We start from the raw sequence: 17,980 nt of genomic DNA, 5'->3' as shown, positions 1-17,980 counted from the left end.
GCCGGGGCGGGCGGGGGATGTGGAACGTCGGCGATGGTGTGCCACAGCGAGGTGTACCAGGGCTCGCCGCTGGGGCCGATCATGTCCGGTTCGGCGCCCGGCTCGCCCGGCACCTCCGCGGTGGCCGGCAGTTGCACCTGATAGGGAATCTCGCCGGGCATGACGAAGCCGAGCCGCTCCCTGGCCTGGGCGCGGATGTGCGCCGGATCATCCATGTTGGTCTTCTGTTGCTGCAGGTCGGCGATCTGGCCGTGCAGCATGGCTTCCAGCTGGGACTGCTGCTTCATCTCCGCGTGCTGGGCGAAGAAGGTGCGAACCGGCCCGGCCAGCGTCAAGGTCAGCACGCACATCACCGCGGCCAGGATGACCGCACGCCGCGCGGTGAAACCGACCCGCAGCTCCGAGCGCTGGTCCGCGGCCGCCGTAACGGCCCGCTTGACGGGCTGGGCCGGTGGCTCCGGCGCGCTGCGCGAGCCGGCCGGTCCGCGGCGAACCGCCGGTGGGCGGCTCGGGCGCGCCCGACCCGTCTCACCGGCCCGGCCCGGCCGCGACGTCGCGGCGCGCCGCTTCTCGGGCCGTTTCGGATCGGACATTCCCAGCGCCCCGACGGACTATCGGCTCTCCGGCGCGTAGCGGGGGAAGGCCAGCTCGCCGGCGTAGCGGGCGGCGTCGCCGAGTTCCTCCTCGATCCGCAGCAACTGGTTGTACTTGGCCACCCGCTCACTGCGGGCCGGCGCACCGGTCTTGATCTGGCCACTGCTGACGGCCACCGCGAGGTCGGCGATGGTGGTGTCCTCGGTCTCGCCGCTGCGGTGACTCATCATGGTGCGGTAGCCGCTGTGATGGGCCAGCGTCACCGCGTCAAGGGTTTCGGTCAGGGTGCCGATCTGGTTGACCTTGACCAGCAGCGCGTTCGCCGCGCCTCGCTCGATGCCCTCCTCGAGGCGTTCGGGGTTGGTGACGAACAGATCGTCGCCGACGAGCTGCACCCGGTCCCCGATCTCGTTGGTCAGCGCCACCCAGCCGTCCCAATCGTCCTCCGACAGCGGGTCCTCGATCGAGACCAGCGGGTAGTTGTCGAGCAGCTTGGCGTAGAACTCGGTCAGCTGCGCGGCGCTACGGTTCTGCTTCTCGAACGCGTAGCCGCTGCCCTCGGTGTAGAACTCGGTGGCCGCGACGTCGAGAGCCAACGCCACGTCGGTGCCCAGCGTGAATCCGGTGGACTCGATCGCGGTGCTGATGAGATCCAGCGCCGCAGTGGTGCCCGCGACGTCGGGGGCGAAGCCGCCCTCGTCACCCAGCCCGGTGGACAGCCCCTGCTTCTTGAGCACCGCCTTGAGCGCGTGGTAGACCTCCGCACCCCAGCGCAGCGACTCGGCGAAGCTGGGGGCGCCGATCGGGGCCACCATGAACTCCTGGACGTCGACGCCGGTGTCGGCGTGCGCGCCACCGTTGAGGATGTTCATCATCGGCACCGGCAGGATGTGGGCGTTGGGGCCGCCGAGGTAGCGGTAGAGCGGCAGGGCCGCGGAGTCAGCGCCGGCCTTGGCCACCGCCAGCGACACCCCGAGCATGGCGTTGGCGCCCAGCCGGGACTTGTCCGGGGTGCCGTCGAGATCCACCAGCGCCTGGTCCACCAACCGCTGGTCGTCGGCGCTGATCCCGATGACCGCGGGCGCGATCTGGTCCAGCACCGCGGTGACCGCCTTCTGCACGCCCTTGCCGCCGTACCGGGAGCCGCCGTCGCGGAGCTCGACGGCCTCGTGCTCGCCGGTGGAGGCTCCGGAGGGCACCGCTGCCCGGGCGAACGTGCCGTCCTCCAGCGCAACCTCGACCTCGACCGTGGGGTTGCCGCGGGAATCGAGGATCTCGCGGGCGCCGACCTGCTGGATGATGGGCACTGACTTCTCCTTGAGCTGGGTGGGGCTGGCCGTCTTAAAACTATGGGGGGAGCCTATTGGGGTCTATCGGGGAGCCTAAACGGTGTTGCCCGCCGCAGTCCTCACACACACCTCACAAGGGCCGTCCGGCCGCGTACGCGGCGGCCCAGTCCCGGACGGCGCGGGCGTAGATCTCCGAATCGTTGTAGGCCAGCAGGGCCGTCATCCAGCCCTTGGCGGTCGCCAGATCCTTGCCGCGCCAGCACAGATAGCCGGCCGCCGACAGCGCGGCGTCGTCGATGTTGTCCGGGCTGATGATGCCGTCGTTGTTGGCGTCGACACCGTAGAGCCGCCAGGTCTCGGGAATGAACTGCATCGGGCCCATCGCGCGCACCACGCCGTCGTCGTCGGCCAGGTCTGGCTGCAGACTCTCGACGATGTGCAGCGTGCCGCCGGACCCGTCGAGCCGCACGCCCCGGATCTTGGGTCGCACGTCGCCGTTGCGCGCCACCGTGGCGTGGTTATAGCGGCCGTGGTGACTCTCGATCTGGCCGATCGCGGCCAGCGTGGTCCAGCTCAGGTGGCAGTTGGGGTTCTCCACCTCGGCGACCCGCGCGGCGTAGGCGTAGGCCTCCAGCGCGGTCACCGGGATATCGAGCACCGCCGCCCGCTCCGCGGCCCAGTGATACAGCTGGTCGGCCGGACGCCCGGCCACCAGCTGGGTGTTGACCGGCGGGACCGGGTCACCGGGCGGTGGTGGCACCCCCTGCGGGATGGGGTTACCGAGCTGCCAGCTGCAACTGGAGGCCAACAACACGGCCGTCGCACCCACGACCGCAGTGGTCCGCAGCCAACGTCGCGCTGACACCGCTCTCCCCAACCTCGAAACCCTGATCCGTGTCCATCGTTCCATGACCGCGGCGTCAGTGGCCGCCGTCACCGGCTCGCGTCATCGGCCCGGATCCGGAAACAACCCTCCGGCCAGCCCGAATCCGAGCGGATTAACCGGTGAGCTCGTCGCGTTCCGGATCGGCGAGCAGCGCGTCACGGGCGCGGGCGACCCGGGAGCGGATGGTGCCCACCGGGCAACCGCACACTGCGGCCGCGTCCTGGTAGGACAGGCCGAACAGTTGAGTCAGCAACAGCGCCTCGCGTTGCTCGTCGGAGAGTCCTGCGATCAGGGTGTTCACTTCGACGACGTCCTCGAAGCCGCGGCTGGGCCGCTCGCGGTTGAGCAGCAGCTCGGGGTCGGCGCCGGGCGCGGTGCGCGGACGCGACCGCAGGTAACGGATGTGATCGGCGACCACCCGGCGCGCGATGGCCAGCAACCAGGTCCTGGCACTGGAGCGTCCGGAGAACCGCGGGATGGCGCCGATCGCCCGCAGGAAGGTCTCCTGCGTCAGGTCGTCGGCGTTGCCGCCGTCGAACAGGTAGGCCACGAACCGCCAAACATCGTGCTGGGTGGCCTTGATGAACGCCTCCAGCGCGCGGGAGTCCCCGGCTGCGGCGGCAAGTGCGAGTGCGGTGACAGCGTCGTCGTCGCCCCGGTTAACTCCCGCCATGAACAACCACCCTAGACCCGGCCGCTGCCCGCTCCTACGACGCATGGTCGTAGGGCCGTTCGGACCGTTGACCGACCGCAGATGGCGACGGCCGCGGCGCTGGCCGGCATGGCCGGTGTCGGCCGGCGGCAGCGCATCCGCCACGGCGTCGTCCCGCGTCCGCGGGCCGGCGCCACCGGCCCGGTGACGCGCCACCAGCAAAGCGAACAGCAGGCCGACCAGGACCGGTAGATGACTGGCGATCCGCGCCGCGGTCACTTGACCGTGGTAGGCGTCGATGGCCACATATCCGCTCAATGCCAGGGCGAATACCCCAGCGATCGCGGCGACGCCGGCCGCCACGCCGGGCCAGACGCCGGCCGCGATCATCGCCCCGCCCAGCGCCAACAACCACGCAGTCGACTCGTGCAGCAAATGCGCGCCGGTGGCGGCCCCGTGACCGTGCGCCGACACCATCCCGAAGTCCACCCCGGCGATCTGCGCCAGCGCCATGGCGACTTGGAGCACCCCGACGGCGATCAGCGCCAGCCGGCGGTAGCCCCAGCGCGTCCACCGACCGGACACGATCTGGTCGGTGACCGAAGTCACGCCGGCGGCCGCCAGGATCTGTGCGGCCAGGTCAGGGCCGGCCGCCGCATCGGCGCCGGTTTCGATCGTGGTCAACCGGCGGGCCTGTGCGGCCGCACCCACCAGCCAGCGCCGGCAGCCGCGGCACGACGCCAGATGCGCGTCGACCTGCTGCGCGTTCAACTCCTGCTGCTCACCGTCGAGCAGCGCCGACAGGGTTTCCCGCACCACCTCGCACCGCATGCCGCCATAGTCGCTCATTCGGCGCCGGGAAACAAAGGGGCCAAAAAATTCACCGGGCCGGGAACCAAACCGGTCGATGAGGCGACCACTGGTGGAGAAGAACAAGATCGGGATCGCCGGGGAATCGGAAAGGAAGGTGTCTTCATGACCGCACCGGTCTGGCTGGCGTCGCCACCAGAGGTGCACTCGGCGCTGTTGAGCGCCGGACCCGGGCCCGGCCCGCTGCTGGAGGCGGCGTCGGCCTGGTCGCTGATGAGCGCCGAGTACACCGAGGTGGCCGCCGAACTCGACGCGGTGCTCGCCGGCGTGCAGTCCGGCGCCTGGCAGGGACCCAGCGCCCAGCAGTACGCGACCGCGCACCTGCCCTACCTGAGCTGGCTGACCGACAGCGCCGCCAAGAGCGCCGCGGCCGCCGCCTTGCACCAGACGGCGGCCACCGCCTACACCGCCGCGCTGGCGGGGATGCCGACGCTGGCCGAACTGGCCGCCAACCACGCCGTGCACGCGACGCTGGTCGCGACCAACTTCTTCGGGGTCAACACCATCCCGATCGCGCTGAACGAAGCCGACTACGTCCGGATGTGGATCCAGGCGGCGGAGATGATGACCGTCTACCAGGCTGTCGCCGGGTCGGCACTGGCGTCGGTCCCGGTGGCCACGCCCGCACCCGCGGTCGTGGATCCGGCAGGTCAAGCCGTCGCCGATGTGAGCTGGGAACAACAGATCGCCGACCTGCTCCGAGAGATCAACATGGGCTTCTCGGACCCGGTCGCGAAGTGGCTGTGGTCGCTGCTGGGTGTCGACGGATATCCGGTCGAGGCGTTTCCCTTCGCCAGCGCGATCGGCGAGATGTTGTTACAGATCCCGGGGATGTCCCCGATTCTGGCCAGCTCCCTGGGATGGACCGTCTTCCACACCCTGATGCTGTTGTGGCCGATGGGACAGATCGCGGTGCAGATGGCGATCCCGATCATGATGGCGGCGGCGCCGGGCCTCCTTGCCGCCGCCGCCGGACTCGGTGCGCTCGGCGCGATCGGCGCGGCGGGCGGGGCCGACCAGGTGGTCGAACCGGCGCCGCTGGCCCCGGTGGCGGGCGGCGCCGGCGCTGCTGTCGCAGTGGGCGCCACCGTACCGGCGGGCGCACAAGTGCCCGCCACCACCGGCACGATCTCCTCGGCCGGCCCGGCCGCTTCCGCCGCCGGTGGGATGCCGGCCGGCGGCGCGGCAGGCGGCGGCCCGGGCGTCGGTTTCGGGCCCACTTCGTCGATGTACCTGGTGAGCAGCGCCTCGGCCTCGGCACGACAGAGCACCGGCGCCCGCCGATCCCGCAGCGCCGAGGAGGCGGCCTCGGAGAGCCAAGCCGCACCCGCGGCAGCCGCCGCGCTACGCGAAGCCCAGCGGCGCCGTCGGCGGCGCCGCACCCGGCAGCACGGGTTCGGCGACGAGTACATGGACATGAACATCGGCGTGACCCCGGACTGGGATCAACCCGGCGCATCCGCTTCCGGTGCCGGTGCGCTGGGCTTCACCGGCACGGCAACCGACGTGCAACGCCGAGCGGCCGGGATCACGGTTCTCGAGGGCGACACGTTCGACACCGAGCCGCGGATGCCGCTGCTGCCGGGCGGCTGGGCCGAAAACCGAAGCTGACCGCGGGGACGTTGGGTCGGGGCGGCTGCTAAGGCCAGTGCGCGCGCCACTGTTCCGCGGTGGGCTCGCCGATGATCGCCTTCTCGGCCACGCGGACGGTATCCATGAGTTCCAAAACCGCTGTGCGCAGGTCGTTTTCCGCATCGATATCGGCGGCGACGGAGATCGATGTCACCGCGGCGGGGATCAGGTCCGCGGGCACACCGGCACGGGTGAGCCGCTGCAATACTTTCTGGGCGAGCGCCAGGGCCGGTAGCGCGGTGGGTAGGTCGTCCATGAGGGAGTCCCGGCACCGCTTCTCCAGTGCCTTGCGTTCTTCCCACTGCGCCACCTGGTCGTCCAGCGAGATCTCCTCGCCGGCAAGCACCGCCGGCACCCGATTGCCCAGCTTGCGCAGCAACGCGGCGGCGACGTCGTCGATGCCGAACGGGTGCTCCGGTGCGTCCTCGGCGATGCGCGCGTGAAACAGCACCTGCAGCAACACATCACCGAGTTCAGCGCAGAGCTCGTCGGCGTCGCCGCTGCGAACCGCGTCGAACAACTCGTAGGTCTCCTCCAGCAGGAACCGTCGCAGCGAATCATGGGTCTGCTCGCTCTCCCACGGGCCGGCGGTGCGCAACCGGTCCATGATCGCCACCGCGTCGAGCAGCCGCTCCCCCGCCGGGGCGTCCGGGGCGGCGATCAGCGTCTCACCGGCCGCCAGACGGGCCACGACGGCGGGATGGTCGCGATCCGAGGACAGCAGCACCGCGCCCGTCGCGTCTCCGCCGGAGAGCACCGATCGGGCGGCCGGCAGCGACCACGGCACCACCACCGGCAGCTCCTCGGTGTAGACCACGTCAGCGCTCAGCAACGCCAGGGCTTCCACCGGCACCAGCGTGGGCCGGCGCGGATCGACCAGCACGACGGTCATGGCAGACCGGCCGCCGTGGCGTGGTCCCGAGTGCCCGGCGCCGCTCCCGCCATGTCGAGTCGGCCTGCGGGTTTTCCGTCCAACGCCGAGATCAGGTCGGCCACCATCTGCACCAGCTCGACGTCGCGGATGCGCGGCGCACCGACGGGCGCCCCGGCACCGCCGGCGCGAGGTATCGGAACCTGCACGGTGGCGGTGGTGGCGCGGTAACTGGCCGACGGGTGTAGCCGCTTGAGGCGCAACTGGGCGGAGTCCGGCAACGTCATCGGGGCCAGCTTCAAGGTGGTCGCCGAGGCCACGCTGACCTCGGTGATACCGACACTGCGGCACAACAGCCGCAACCGGGCCACCGCGACCAGTCGGCCCGCCGGCTCCGGCAGCGGCCCGTAGCGGTCGGTCAGCTCTTCAACCACGGCGCTGATCGCGGCATCGTCGGGGGCGGCGGCCAGCCGGCGGTAGGCCTCCAACCGCAACCGGTCGGAGTTGATGTACTCCGGCGGCAGGTGGGCGTCGACCGGCAGATCGATGCGGACGTCCTTGGGCTCCTCGCTGGTGACCGTCTCGCCGTTGAAGGCCGCCCGATACGCCTCGACGGCCTCGCCGACCAGCCGGACATACAGGTCGAAGCCCACCCCGGCGACGTGCCCGGACTGCTCCACCCCCAACACGTTGCCGGCGCCGCGGATCTCCAGGTCCTTCATCGCCACTGCCATCCCGGCGCCGAGTTCGTTGTTCTGGGCGATGGTGGCCAGCCGGTCGTGGGCGGTCTCGGTCAGCGGCGTGTCCCGCGGGTAGAGGAAGTAGGCGTAGCCGCGTTCCCGGCTGCGGCCGACCCGGCCCCGCAGCTGGTGCAGCTGCGAGAGCCCGAAGGTGTCGGCGCGTTCGACGATCAGGGTGTTGGCGTTGGAGATGTCCAGGCCGGTCTCGATGATCGTGGTGCACACCAGGATGTCGTATTCGCGGTTCCAGAAGCCCTGCACGGTGGTCTCCAGCAGCTCCTCGGGCATCTGGCCGTGCGCGACCACGACCCGGGCTTCGGGCACCAGCGCGCGCACCCGGGCGGCGGCCGCGTCGATGGAACTGACCCGGTTGTGCACGTAGAAGATCTGGCCGTCGCGCAGCAGTTCGCGGCGCAGCGCCGCCGCCACCTGCTTGTCGTCGTGCGGGCCGACATAGGTCAGCACCGGGTAGCGGTCTTCGGGCGGGGTGAGGATGGTCGACATCTCCCGGATGCCGGCCAGGCTCATCTCCAGGGTGCGCGGGATCGGGGTGGCGCTCATGGTGAGCACGTCGACGTGGGTCCGCAGCGCTTTGATGTGCTCCTTGTGCTCGACGCCGAACCGTTGCTCCTCGTCGACGATCACCAGGCCGAGGTTCTTCCAGCGCACCCCGGTCTGCAGCAGCCGGTGGGTGCCGATCACCACGTCGACGGAGCCGTCGGCCAGGCGAGCGATGACCGCCTTGGATTCTTGGGCGTCGGTGAACCGCGACAGGCCCTTGACGGTGACCGGGAATCCGGCCATCCGGGTGCTGAACGTCTGCAGGTGCTGATCGGCCAACAGCGTGGTGGGCACCAGCACCGCGACCTGCATGCCGTCCTGGACGGCCTTGAAGGCCGCCCGCACCGCGATCTCGGTCTTGCCGTAGCCGACGTCGCCGCAGATCACCCGGTCCATCGGGACCGGCTTTTCCATGTCGGCCTTGACCTCGCCGATCGCGGTGAGCTGGTCGACGGTCTCGGTGAACCCGAACGCGTCCTCCATCTCGGCCTGCCACGGGGTGTCCGGGGCGAACGCGTGACCGGGCGCTGCCTGCCGTTTGGCGTAGAGCGCGACGAGTTCGTCGGCGATCTCCCGGACCGCCTTGCGCGCTTTGGTCTTGGTCTGGCTCCAGTCGCTGCCGCCGAGCTTGCTCAGCGCCGGGGCCTGGCCGCCGACGTAGCGCGACAGCTGATCCAGCGAGTCCATCGGGACGTAGAGCTTGTCGGTACCGTTGGCGCCGCGCTTGCCCGAGGCGTACTCCAGTACCAGGTATTCGCGTCGCGCCCCGCCCACGGTGCGCTCGGTCATCTCCACGAACTTGCCGATGCCGTGCTGGTCGTGCACCACCAGGTCGCCGGCGGTCAGTGCCAGCGGGTCGACGGCGTTGCGGCGCTTGGCCGCCAGCCGCTTGCCCTCCGGTCCGGCGACCCGGTTTCCGGTCAGGTCGGTCTCGGTGACGATCACCAGGTTGGCGCCGCCGATCACCACGCCGTCATGCAGCGGGCCCTGCAATACCCCGACCACGCCGGGTTGCGGGGCCGTACCGGGCTCCAATAGCGTTGCCGCGGTCTCGGATTCGGCCAGCTGCTCGACCAGCCTGCGGGCGGTGCCCACGCCGGGGGTCACGATCGCCGCGGCTCCGCCGGTCGCGGTGTGCGCCCGCAGCATGGCGAAGATCGCTTCGATGTCGCGCTGCCGGCCCCGCGCCGAGGGTGACGGGCGCACCTCAAGTTCGATCGCCTCCGGGTCGGGCAGCTGGCTCAGTGTCCACCACGGATGCCCGGCGTCCAGCGCCGCCTTGCGCACCTCGGCGAGGTCGCGGAATCCCGAACCTCCCAGCTGCTCGACGTCGATCGGCGCGTCACCACCGATCGCGGCGACCGACCAGGACGCCTCCAGGAACTCGCGGCCGGTCTTGATCAGGTCGCCGGCGCGGGCGCGGACCTTCTCCGGGTCGCAGATCAGCACCGGGGTGCCGGCCGCCAGCTGATCGGTCAGTAGTGCCTGTGGTCCGGGCCGCAGCACCGAGCCGAGGGCCTCCATGCCGTCGACCGGGATGCCCTCGGCGAGTTTGGCGAGCATGTCGCCGACACCGCCGGTGACGGTGTTGTCGGTGCGCGGGTGATCGCCGGCCAGTTGCGCCGCGCGGGCGCGGACGTCGTCGGTGAGCAGCAGCTCCCGGCAGGCCACCGCGACCACGGTGCCGGCGTCGATCTCGGGGATGGAGCGTTGATCCGCCACGGAGAACGGCCGCATCTCGGTGATCTCGTCGCCCCAGAACTCGATGCGCACCGGGTGCTCGGCGGTCGGCGGGAACACGTCGAGGATGCCGCCGCGCACCGCGAACTCACCGCGTCTGCCGACCAGGTCCACCCGGGTGTAGGCCAGCTCGACCAGCCGGGCGATCACCGCCTCGAAGGGGGTCACCTCGCCGACGGTCAGGGTGACCGGCTCGATCGCATCCAGGTGCGGCGTCATCGGCTGCAGCAGCGACCGGGCCGTGGTGACCACCACGCGCAGCGGCGGTCCCAGGTGCGCGTCGTCGGGCCGTGCCAGCCGGCGCAGCAGCAGCATCCGGGCTCCGACGGTGTCCACCCCCGGGGAGAGCCGCTCGTGCGGCAGCGTCTCCCAGGACGGGAACAGCGCCACGGTGTCGCCGTAGACGCCGCGCAGCTCGGCAGCCAGGTCGTCGGCCTCGTGGCCGGTGGCGGTGACCACCAGCAGCGGGGTGTTGCGGGCCACTGCGGCGGCGACGAACGGCCTGGTCGCGGCCGGGCCCACCAGGTTGAGTTCAGCGGGCCGGCTGTCGGCGCGCTCGATGAGATCGACGAAGGTCGGCGCGCTCAGTGCGGCTTCGACGAGCCCCGCGATCGGGGTGGCTGGGCTGGCGTGCCCCGGTGCGGTCATGATGCGGGTAATTCTAGGCGGTGGCTGCCCGGACGCCGATTTGCGTTGCGGTGCATGCCTTATTCGTCGTGCAGGGTCGGGTCAGCCTCGAGGTGCGTCAGGCCGTTCCAGCACAGGTTGACCAGGTGGGCGGCCACCACTTCCTTCTTGGGTTCGCGCACGTCCAGCCACCACTGGGCGGTCATCGACACCGAACCGACCAGCGCCTGGGCATACAGCGGCGCGGTCTCGGGGTCTAGTCCGCGCCGGGAGAAGTCGCCGGCCAGGATCGAGGACACCTGACCGATCGCGTCGTTGAGCAGGGTCGAATAGGTGCCGGAACTGATCGACGCCGGGGAATCGCGGATCAGGATCCGGAAACCGTCGGTGTGCTCGTCGACGTAGGTCAACAGCGCCAGGGCGACCCGTTCGACCCGCAGCCGGGACTGGTTGTTGGTCGATTTGGTCAGCGAGGTGGTGATGCCGTCCAGCAACGCCGACATCTCCCGGTCGACCACCACGGCGTACAACCCCTCCTTGCCGCCGAAATGCTCGTAGACGACCGGTTTGGACACGTTGGCGCGCAGCGCGATCTCCTCGATGGAGGTGCCCTCGTAGCCGCGCTCGGCGAACAGCGAGCGCGCGACGTCGATGAGTTGGTGCCGACGCTCGCTGCCGGTCATCCGGGCCCGCGGGGGCCTGCCATCCCTGTCCAGAGCAGCCACAGTGCCCAGGATATCCAGTTCGGTAGAGTCTCCTTGCAATCCATCCGTCGTGGTGTAATCGGCAGCACCTCTGATTTTGGTTCAGATAGTTCAGGTTCGAGTCCTGGCGACGGAGCGTCTCCTGCATGGTTTTCGCCCACCCTTTGGCACGAGCGGGCGCAGAATGACAGGCTAGACGGCGTGTCGACGCACAAACACGCTCCCTCGCCCCAGGGTGCCGACCGCCAGGACGCCGTCATCGTGCTGGCGGCCGGGGCCGGGACCCGGATGGTCTCCGACACCCCCAAGGTGCTGCACACGCTGGGCGGGCGCAGCATGCTGTCGCACTGCCTGCGCGCGGCCGCCGGGGTCAGCCCCCGTCACCTGGTGGTGGTGCTGGGCCACGCCCACGAACGCATCGCCGGGCCGGTGGCCGAGCTGGCGCAGGCCCTGGACTGCCGCATCGACATCGCCCGGCAGGACCAGCAGCTGGGCACCGGGCACGCGGTGTTGTGCGGCCTGTCGGCGCTGCCGGACGACTTCGCCGGCACCGTCGTGGTCACCTCCGGCGACATTCCGCTGCTGGACACCGCGACGCTGCGGGCGCTGGTCGACACCCATCGCGCCGCCCCGGCGGCGGTCACCGTGCTGACCACGACGATGGCCGACCCCACCGGCTACGGCCGGATCCTGCACACCCAGGACGGTGAGATCACCGCGATCGTCGAACAGGCCGACGCCACCGAATCGCAGCGCGAGATCCGCGAGGTCAACGCCGGGGTGTACGCCTTCGACATCGCGCCGCTGCGCTCCGCATTGGGCCGGCTGGGCTCGGACAACGCCCAGCACGAGCTGTACCTGACCGACGTGATCGGCATCGTGCGCGGCGACGGCCAGGTGGTGCACGCCCGCCACGTCGACGACGCCGCCCTGGTGGCCGGCGTCAACGACCGGGTGCAGCTGGCCGAGTTGGCGGCCGAACTCAACCGCCGGCTGATCGCCGCCCATCAGCGGGCCGGTGTCACGGTCGTCGACCCCGCCACCACCTGGATCGACGTGGACGTGACGATCGGGCGCGACACCACCGTCGCACCCGGAACCCAGCTGCTCGGCACCACCGTGATCGGTGCGCACTGCGAGATCGGTCCGGACACCACGCTGGCCGATGTCACCGTGGGCGAGGGCGCCTCGGTGATCCGCAGCCACGCCGCGTCGTCGTGGATCGGAGCCGGGGCGACGGTCGGACCGTTCAGCTATCTGCGGCCCGGGACCGCACTGGGCGCCGACGCCAAGCTGGGGGCGTTCGTCGAGACGAAGAACTCCACCATCGGCACCGGGACCAAGGTCCCGCATCTGACCTACGTCGGCGACGCCGACATCGGCGAGCACTCCAACATCGGCGCGTCCAGCGTGTTCGTCAACTACGACGGCCAGAACAAGCGGCGCACCACCATCGGCTCGCATGTGCGCACCGGCTCCGACACCATGTTCGTCGCGCCGGTCAGTGTCGGCGACGGTGCCTACACCGGCGCAGGCACGGTGGTGCGCGACGACGTGCCACCGGGTGCGCTGGCCGTGTCGGCCGGCCCGCAGCGCAACATCGAGAACTGGGTGCAGCACAAGCGGCCCGGCAGCGCGGCGGCGCGGGCGGCCGAGAAGGCCCTCGCGGCCGACCCGGATGAGGCATCGTGAGCTTGATCGCGTTGGGGAGCCCGGGGCGAAATCGCGCGACGGACTACGTACCATGAGGCCCGAATTAACTCGATCAATTTCCCAGATCTCCAACGGCGGGGGCAGCGCGTGAGCCACGAGTGGACAGACAACCGCAAGAACCTGATGCTCTTCGCTGGTCGGGCGCACCCGGAGCTGGCCGATCAGGTCGCCAAAGAACTGGACGTCCCGGTGACCGCGCAGACCGCCCGCGACTTTGCCAACGGCGAGATCTTCGTGCGGTTCGAGGAGTCGGTACGCGGCTGTGACGCCTTCGTCCTGCAGTCGCACCCGGCGCCGCTGAACAAGCACCTGATGGAACAGCTGATCATGATCGACGCGCTCAAGCGCGGCAGCGCCAAACGGATCACCGCGATCGTGCCGTTCTACCCCTACGCCCGCCAGGACAAGAAGCACCGCGGCCGCGAACCGATCTCGGCCCGCCTGGTGGCCGATCTGCTCAAGACGGCCGGCGCCGACCGGATCGTCACCGTGGACCTGCACACCGATCAGATCCAGGGCTTCTTCGACGGACCGGTCGACCACATGCGCGCGCAGCCGCTGCTGGTCGGTTACATCAAGGAGAACTACGCCGACTCCGACATGGTGGTGGTCTCCCCGGACTCCGGCCGGGTGCGCATCGCCGAGAAGTGGGCGGACTCGCTGGGCGGGGTTCCGCTGTCGTTCATTCACAAGACCCGTGATCCGCTGGTGCCCAACCAGGTCAAGTCCAACCGCGTGGTCGGTGAGGTGGCCGGCAAGACGTGCGTGTTGATCGACGACATGATCGACACCGGCGGCACCATCGCCGCCGCGGTGCACCTGTTGCGCGAGGACGGCGCCAGCGACGTGATCATCGCGGCCACCCACGGGGTGCTGTCCGAGCCGGCCGCCGAGCGCCTGGCGTCCTGCGGCGCCAGCGAGGTGATCGTCACCAACACCCTGCCGATTCCCGAGGACAAGCAGTTCGCCCAGCTGACCGTGCTGTCGATCGCCCCGCTGCTGGCCAGCACCATCCGGGCGGTATTCGAAAACGGCTCGGTCACCGGACTTTTCAATGGAGAAGCCTAAAATGGCCAGCGACGACACTGTGACCATCTACCACAACCCGCGCTGCTCCACCTCACGCAAGACGCTGGAACTGCTGCGCGACAACGGTATCGAGCCGACCATCGTGGAGTATCTGAAGACCCCGCCGTCGCGTGCGGAGCTGGCCGTCATGATCCGCGACGCCGGAATCGGGGTGCGCGACGCGGTGCGCACCGGCGAGTCGGTCTACGCCGAGCTCGGCCTGGCTGACGCCTCCGACGACGAACTGCTCGACGCGATGGCCGCGAACCCCATCCTGATCCAGCGACCGTTCGTCGTCACCGGCAACGGCACCCGGCTGGCCCGCCCGATTGACGCGGTCCGCGAGATACTGTGACCTCGCTGCGCTGGGCGGCCCTGGCGTGCACCGCAGCGCTGGCGATCGCCGCGGCCGGATGCGGCGCCAAAACCCCCGACTATCAATCGATTTGGTCGAACGGTACTACCACCAGCACCACGTCGGAGGCGCCGCAGCCGCCGGTGACGGTGGGGCGCTTCCTGGAGGACAAGGGGGTGGCCGCCGAGGCGGTGGCCCCCAACGCGCTGACCGACCTGACCGTGTCGATCCCGACGCCGCCGGGTTGGGCGAAGAAGGAGAACGATATGTTGCCGGCGACCACCCTGGTCATCGGCAAGGGCGAGAAGCTGCCGCGGGCGATCCTGAGCGTGGTCAAACTCACCGGCAACTTCGATTCGCACGAAGCCATCAAGCACGGTGTGGTCGACGCCCAGCTGGCGAAGAACTTCCGGCTGTTGGACGCCTCCAACGAGGACTACCAGGGCTTCCCGTCGTCGATGGTCCAGGGCACCCACGACATGGACGGCCAGCGCCTGCACAGCTGGTTCCGGATGGTGATCGCCACCGGGTCGGCACCGGACGACCAGCGCTACCTGGTGCAGTTGGCGATCACCAGCTTCAACGAACAGGCGCCCAAGGAGGCCGCCGACGTCGAGGCGATCATGAACGGATTCACCGTCGCCGCGAAGTGACCCCGAATCCCTTCCGCGGCTTGCTACAGTGCGACGCACCCCGCCTGCTGAAGGGAGTTCCACGATGCCCCTTGCCCGCCGGTCGCCCGGGCTGTTCGCCGGTCTCGCCGTAACCGCAGCCACCACGGTTCTGCTGACACCCGCCGCGATGGCCGACCCGCCACCGGGTTGCACCGCCGCAGATCTGGCCAACGTGACCGCGGGCGTCGCCGCATCGACCTCCGGTTACCTGTTCGCGCATCCGGACGTCAACGCGTTCTACTCCGGCCTGCGCGACCGGCCCGACGACGAGGTGCCTGAGGCCATCCGCGGCTACTTCGCGGACAACCCGCAGGCCCACACCGACCTGTTGGGTATCCGCCGGCCGCTGGTTGACTTCCGTAGCCGCTGCGAACTGCCCGAAGCCGACCACGGCTTGTTAGGCCAGTGATGACACGCCGGATCCGCGCCGCGGCGGCACTGGCACTGATCGTGCTGCCGGGCATGGTCGTCGTCACACCGGCCGGCACCGCGGTCGCCGACGTGTGTGTCGGCGTGGGCCGCCGATTCCATGTCAGCACGTGCACCGACCTCACGCCGCCGCCGGCTTATTACGCCCCGCTGCCCGAGGACGTGCCCCCGCCACCGCCTCCCCCGCCGCCGGTGCAGACCTGCGTCGGCTACAACGGCCGCTGGATCGACACCAACAACTGCCACTGAGCACCCTTAAAGTGGGAGCCATGGCCTCTTGGACCGCTGCCGATCTGCCCTCGTTTTCCGGACGCACCGTGATCATCACCGGCGCCAACAGTGGGTTGGGAGCCGTGACCGCACGTGAGCTGGCCCGGGTGGGGGCCAGCGTCACACTGGCCGTGCGCGACACCGGCAAGGGCCAGGCCGCCGCGGCCAGCATGCCCGGCGATCTCAAGGTCCGCGCCCTGGATCTGGCTGACCTGTCCTCGGTGCGGCGCTTCGCCGAGGAGACCGCGGCCGTCGACGTGCTGATCAACAACGCCGGGATCATGGCGGTGCCGTACTCGACGACCGTTGACGGCTTCGAGAGCCAGATCGGCACCAACCATCTGGGCCATTTCGCGCTGACCAATCTGCTGCTGCCCAAGCTCACCGACCGGGTGGTCACGGTGTCGTCGTTCATGCACCGGATGGGTTATGTGAGCCTGAAAGATCTGAACTGGGAGTCGCGGCGGTATCGCGCGTGGCTGGCTTACGGCCAGTCCAAGCTGGCCAACCTGCTGTTCACCAGCGAGTTGCAGCGCCGGCTGGTGGCGGCCGGCTCGCCGCTGCTCGCGTTGGCCGCCCACCCCGGCTACTCGAGCACCAACCTGCAGGGCCACACCGGCAATCGGGTCGGCGACGCGCTGATGCGCACGATCGGCAACGGCCTGTTGGCCACCAGCCCCGACTTCGGGGCGCGCCAGACCCTGTACGCGGCTGCCCAGGATCTGTCGGGCAACACCTTCGTCGGACCGCGGTTCGCCTTCCTCGGCCGCACCGGGTCGGTGGGCCGCAGCCTGCTGGCCAAGCGCGGCTCCACCGCCGCCGGGCTGTGGGACCTGTCCGAGCAGCTCACCGGGGTGCAATTTCCGCTCTGACGCGCTGATGCGCTAGCCTGATCGAGCGTCACGGCGAGGGCGGCCAGCTTCGGCCGCCGTTATCGACGAAGACCTGATGGTTGCCTCGATCTGGCCGTGCCCCATGCACCCCGCAGCAACCACAGGAGTACCGATGGCCAAGACCCCCACCCCGAACAAGCTCACCGCCGCGGTGCGTTCCGAGACCGGCAAGGGCGCCTCGCGCCGGGCCCGCCGCGACGGCAAGGTGCCCGCCGTGCTCTACGGCCACGGCACCGACCCGCAGCACCTGGAGTTGCATGCGCGCGATTACGCGGCCGTGCTGCGGAACAGCGGCGCGAACGCGGTGCTCACCCTCGACATCGAGGGCACCGAGCAGCTTGCGCTGACCAAGGCCCTGGACATCCACCCGATCCGTCGCACCATCCAGCACGCCGACCTGATCGTGGTCAAGCGCGGCGAGAAGGTCATCGTCGAGGTGAACATCGTCCTCGAAGGCGAGTCGTTCCCGGGCACGCTGGTCACCCAGGACGCCACCTGGGTGGAGATCGAGGCCGAGGCGCTTTCGATTCCCGAGCAGCTGACAATCTCCATCGAGGGCGCCGAAGCCGGCACCCAGGTCACCGCCGGCGACCTGGAGCTGCCTGAGGGTGTGACGTTGGTGTCCGACCCGGAACTGCTGCTGGTCAACGTGCTCGAGCCGCGGGTCGAGGAGGAGCCCGAGGCCGAGGCGGCGGGCGAGGCACCCGGCGAAGCCGCCGCCGAGCCCGCAGCCCCCGAGGCCGAGTAGGTCGAGCACGACGTGGCCGAGTCACCACCGGTGCTGGTGGTCGGCCTGGGCAACCCGGGGCCGACCTACGCCCGGACCCGGCACAACGTGGGCTTCATGGTCGTCGACCTGCTCGCCCAGCGCATCGGGTCGGCGTTCAAGCTGCACAAGAAGTCCGGCGCCGACGTGGTCACCGGGCGACTCAGCGGGCGCCCGGTGGTGCTGGCCCGTCCGCGTTGTTTCATGAACGAGTCAGGTCGCCAGGTGGGGCCGCTGGCCAAGTTCTACTCCGTGCCGCCGGCCGGCGTGGTGGTGATCCACGACGATCTGGACTTGGATTACGGCCGGATCCGGCTCAAACAGGGCGGCGGCGAGGGTGGCCACAACGGGCTGCGATCAATCGCAATCGTGTTGGGCAGCAAGGACTTTCAGCGGGTTCGTCTGGGGATCGGCCGGCCGCCAGGGCGGCAGGATGCGGCGGCGTTCGTGCTGCAGCCGTTTGGTGCGCGGGAACGCGACGAGTTGCCGACGATCTGCGAGCAGGCCGCCGACGCCGCCGAGTTGCTGATCGAACTGGGCTTGGAACCCGCGCAGAACATCGTGCACGCTTGGGGTTAGTGGCACGAGCAGTCGCGAAAGCCCCCAATCCGGGACGGATTTGGGGGCTTTCGCGACTGCTCGGCGA

General features: G+C 70.0%; 17 protein-coding genes, 1 tRNA gene and 1 pseudogene. 11 read left to right on the top strand and 8 right to left on the bottom strand.

Annotated features, from left to right (window positions below; all coding sequences use genetic code 11):
- The 5 genes and pseudogenes from BST10_RS15515 to BST10_RS23855 all read right to left on the bottom strand — a co-directional run.
- Positions 1–593 (bottom strand): FtsB family cell division protein (locus tag BST10_RS15515; protein ID WP_083038798.1); only part of this gene is annotated, 593 nt, incomplete at its 3' end.
- A gap of 18 nt (positions 594–611) precedes the next feature.
- The gene (eno, locus tag BST10_RS15510; protein ID WP_013827930.1) at positions 612–1,901 is read right to left on the bottom strand and encodes a phosphopyruvate hydratase; all 1,290 of its coding nucleotides are present in this window, start codon (positions 1,899–1,901) and stop codon (positions 612–614) included.
- 112 nt (positions 1,902–2,013) lie between these two features.
- Positions 2,014–2,748 (bottom strand): lytic transglycosylase domain-containing protein, encoded by a 735-nt coding sequence (locus tag BST10_RS15505; RefSeq protein WP_013827929.1) that lies wholly within the window; start codon positions 2,746–2,748, stop codon positions 2,014–2,016.
- Between the two features lie 133 nt (positions 2,749–2,881).
- Complete coding sequence (sigC, locus tag BST10_RS23860) at positions 2,882–3,442, bottom strand: RNA polymerase sigma factor SigC (RefSeq protein ID WP_232062651.1); 561 nt, start codon at positions 3,440–3,442, stop codon at positions 2,882–2,884.
- A gap of 183 nt (positions 3,443–3,625) precedes the next feature.
- A pseudogene (locus BST10_RS23855) lies at positions 3,626–4,252 on the bottom strand (DUF2275 domain-containing protein); the annotation flags it as partial.
- Positions 4,253–4,396: 144 nt separating this feature from the next.
- Between BST10_RS23855 and BST10_RS15495 the strand changes: the two are divergent.
- Positions 4,397–5,902 carry a PPE family protein gene (locus BST10_RS15495; RefSeq protein ID WP_083038818.1) on the top strand — a complete coding sequence of 502 codons (1,506 nt, stop codon included), beginning with the start codon at positions 4,397–4,399 and terminating at the stop codon, positions 5,900–5,902.
- A 28-nt stretch (positions 5,903–5,930) separates the two neighbouring features.
- Here BST10_RS15495 and BST10_RS15490 read toward each other — a convergent pair whose 3' ends face one another.
- Genes BST10_RS15490 through BST10_RS15480 form a run of 3 tightly spaced genes read right to left on the bottom strand, consistent with a single transcriptional unit; the run spans position 5,931 to position 11,145 of the window.
- On the bottom strand, positions 5,931–6,815 hold the full coding sequence (locus BST10_RS15490; RefSeq protein ID WP_083038794.1) for a nucleoside triphosphate pyrophosphohydrolase: 885 nt from the start codon (positions 6,813–6,815) through the stop codon (positions 5,931–5,933).
- Entirely contained in the window at positions 6,812–10,483 is a 3,672-nt protein-coding gene (gene mfd / locus BST10_RS15485) for a transcription-repair coupling factor (RefSeq protein ID WP_083038792.1), read from the bottom strand. Before mfd ends, BST10_RS15490 begins: the two co-directional genes overlap by 4 nt.
- A gap of 59 nt (positions 10,484–10,542) precedes the next feature.
- The gene (locus BST10_RS15480) at positions 10,543–11,145 is read right to left on the bottom strand and encodes a TetR/AcrR family transcriptional regulator (protein WP_013827924.1); all 603 of its coding nucleotides are present in this window, start codon (positions 11,143–11,145) and stop codon (positions 10,543–10,545) included.
- Positions 11,146–11,230: 85 nt separating this feature from the next.
- On the opposite strand from BST10_RS15480, the gene BST10_RS15475 reads away from it, so the two are divergent.
- The 10 genes from BST10_RS15475 to pth all read left to right on the top strand — a co-directional run bounded on the left by BST10_RS15475 (position 11,231) and on the right by pth (position 17,913).
- Positions 11,231–11,302 (top strand) — tRNA-Gln (locus BST10_RS15475).
- 65 nt (positions 11,303–11,367) lie between these two features.
- On the top strand, positions 11,368–12,858 hold the full coding sequence (gene glmU, locus BST10_RS15470) for a bifunctional UDP-N-acetylglucosamine diphosphorylase/glucosamine-1-phosphate N-acetyltransferase GlmU (protein WP_083038790.1): 1,491 nt from the start codon (positions 11,368–11,370) through the stop codon (positions 12,856–12,858).
- 108 nt (positions 12,859–12,966) lie between these two features.
- Entirely contained in the window at positions 12,967–13,947 is a 981-nt protein-coding gene (locus BST10_RS15465; RefSeq protein WP_083038788.1) for a ribose-phosphate diphosphokinase, read from the top strand.
- Between the two features lies 1 nt (position 13,948).
- Positions 13,949–14,302, top strand: coding sequence for an arsenate reductase (glutaredoxin) (arsC, locus tag BST10_RS15460; RefSeq protein ID WP_083038786.1), 354 nt, complete (start codon positions 13,949–13,951; stop codon positions 14,300–14,302).
- Positions 14,299–14,955, top strand: a complete 657-nt coding sequence (locus tag BST10_RS15455) for an LpqN/LpqT family lipoprotein (RefSeq protein WP_165757203.1) — start codon at positions 14,299–14,301, stop codon at positions 14,953–14,955. The genes arsC and BST10_RS15455 overlap by 4 nt, the downstream gene beginning before the upstream one ends.
- Positions 14,956–15,019: 64 nt before the next feature.
- Positions 15,020–15,385 (top strand): heme-binding protein, encoded by a 366-nt coding sequence (locus tag BST10_RS15450; RefSeq protein WP_083038784.1) that lies wholly within the window; start codon positions 15,020–15,022, stop codon positions 15,383–15,385.
- Positions 15,385–15,654, top strand: coding sequence for a hypothetical protein (locus BST10_RS15445; RefSeq protein ID WP_083038782.1), 270 nt, complete (start codon positions 15,385–15,387; stop codon positions 15,652–15,654). Before BST10_RS15450 ends, BST10_RS15445 begins: the two co-directional genes overlap by 1 nt.
- 20 nt (positions 15,655–15,674) lie before the next feature.
- Positions 15,675–16,547: an oxidoreductase gene (locus tag BST10_RS15440; RefSeq protein ID WP_083038814.1), complete on the top strand. Its 873-nt coding sequence runs from the start codon at positions 15,675–15,677 to the stop codon at positions 16,545–16,547.
- Between the two features lie 133 nt (positions 16,548–16,680).
- Positions 16,681–17,316, top strand: a complete 636-nt coding sequence (locus tag BST10_RS15435) for a 50S ribosomal protein L25/general stress protein Ctc (RefSeq protein ID WP_083038780.1) — start codon at positions 16,681–16,683, stop codon at positions 17,314–17,316.
- Positions 17,317–17,328: 12 nt separating this feature from the next.
- Entirely contained in the window at positions 17,329–17,913 is a 585-nt protein-coding gene (gene pth, locus BST10_RS15430; protein ID WP_083038778.1) for an aminoacyl-tRNA hydrolase, read from the top strand.
- The last annotated feature ends 67 nt before the right edge of the window (positions 17,914–17,980 follow it).

Source organism: Mycolicibacter algericus DSM 45454 (genome assembly GCF_002086455.1).
Taxonomy (GTDB): Bacteria; Actinomycetota; Actinomycetes; order Mycobacteriales; family Mycobacteriaceae; genus Mycobacterium; species Mycobacterium algericum.
This window is presented reverse-complemented; position numbering and strand designations above follow the sequence as displayed.

Coding starts and splice junctions, on each gene's coding strand:
- BST10_RS15445 (WP_083038782.1), top strand. CDS start 15,385: ATGACACGCCGGATCCGCGCCGCGGCGGCACTGGCACTGATCGTGCTG.
- BST10_RS15435 (WP_083038780.1), top strand. CDS start 16,681: ATGGCCAAGACCCCCACCCCGAACAAGCTCACCGCCGCGGTGCGTTCC.
- BST10_RS15495 (WP_083038818.1), top strand. CDS start 4,397: ATGACCGCACCGGTCTGGCTGGCGTCGCCACCAGAGGTGCACTCGGCG.
- arsC (WP_083038786.1), top strand. CDS start 13,949: ATGGCCAGCGACGACACTGTGACCATCTACCACAACCCGCGCTGCTCC.
- mfd (WP_083038792.1), bottom strand. CDS start 10,483: ATGACCGCACCGGGGCACGCCAGCCCAGCCACCCCGATCGCGGGGCTC.
- sigC (WP_232062651.1), bottom strand. CDS start 3,442: ATGGCGGGAGTTAACCGGGGCGACGACGACGCTGTCACCGCACTCGCA.
- BST10_RS15440 (WP_083038814.1), top strand. CDS start 15,675: ATGGCCTCTTGGACCGCTGCCGATCTGCCCTCGTTTTCCGGACGCACC.
- BST10_RS15490 (WP_083038794.1), bottom strand. CDS start 6,815: ATGACCGTCGTGCTGGTCGATCCGCGCCGGCCCACGCTGGTGCCGGTG.
- BST10_RS15480 (WP_013827924.1), bottom strand. CDS start 11,145: ATGACCGGCAGCGAGCGTCGGCACCAACTCATCGACGTCGCGCGCTCG.
- BST10_RS15450 (WP_083038784.1), top strand. CDS start 15,020: ATGCCCCTTGCCCGCCGGTCGCCCGGGCTGTTCGCCGGTCTCGCCGTA.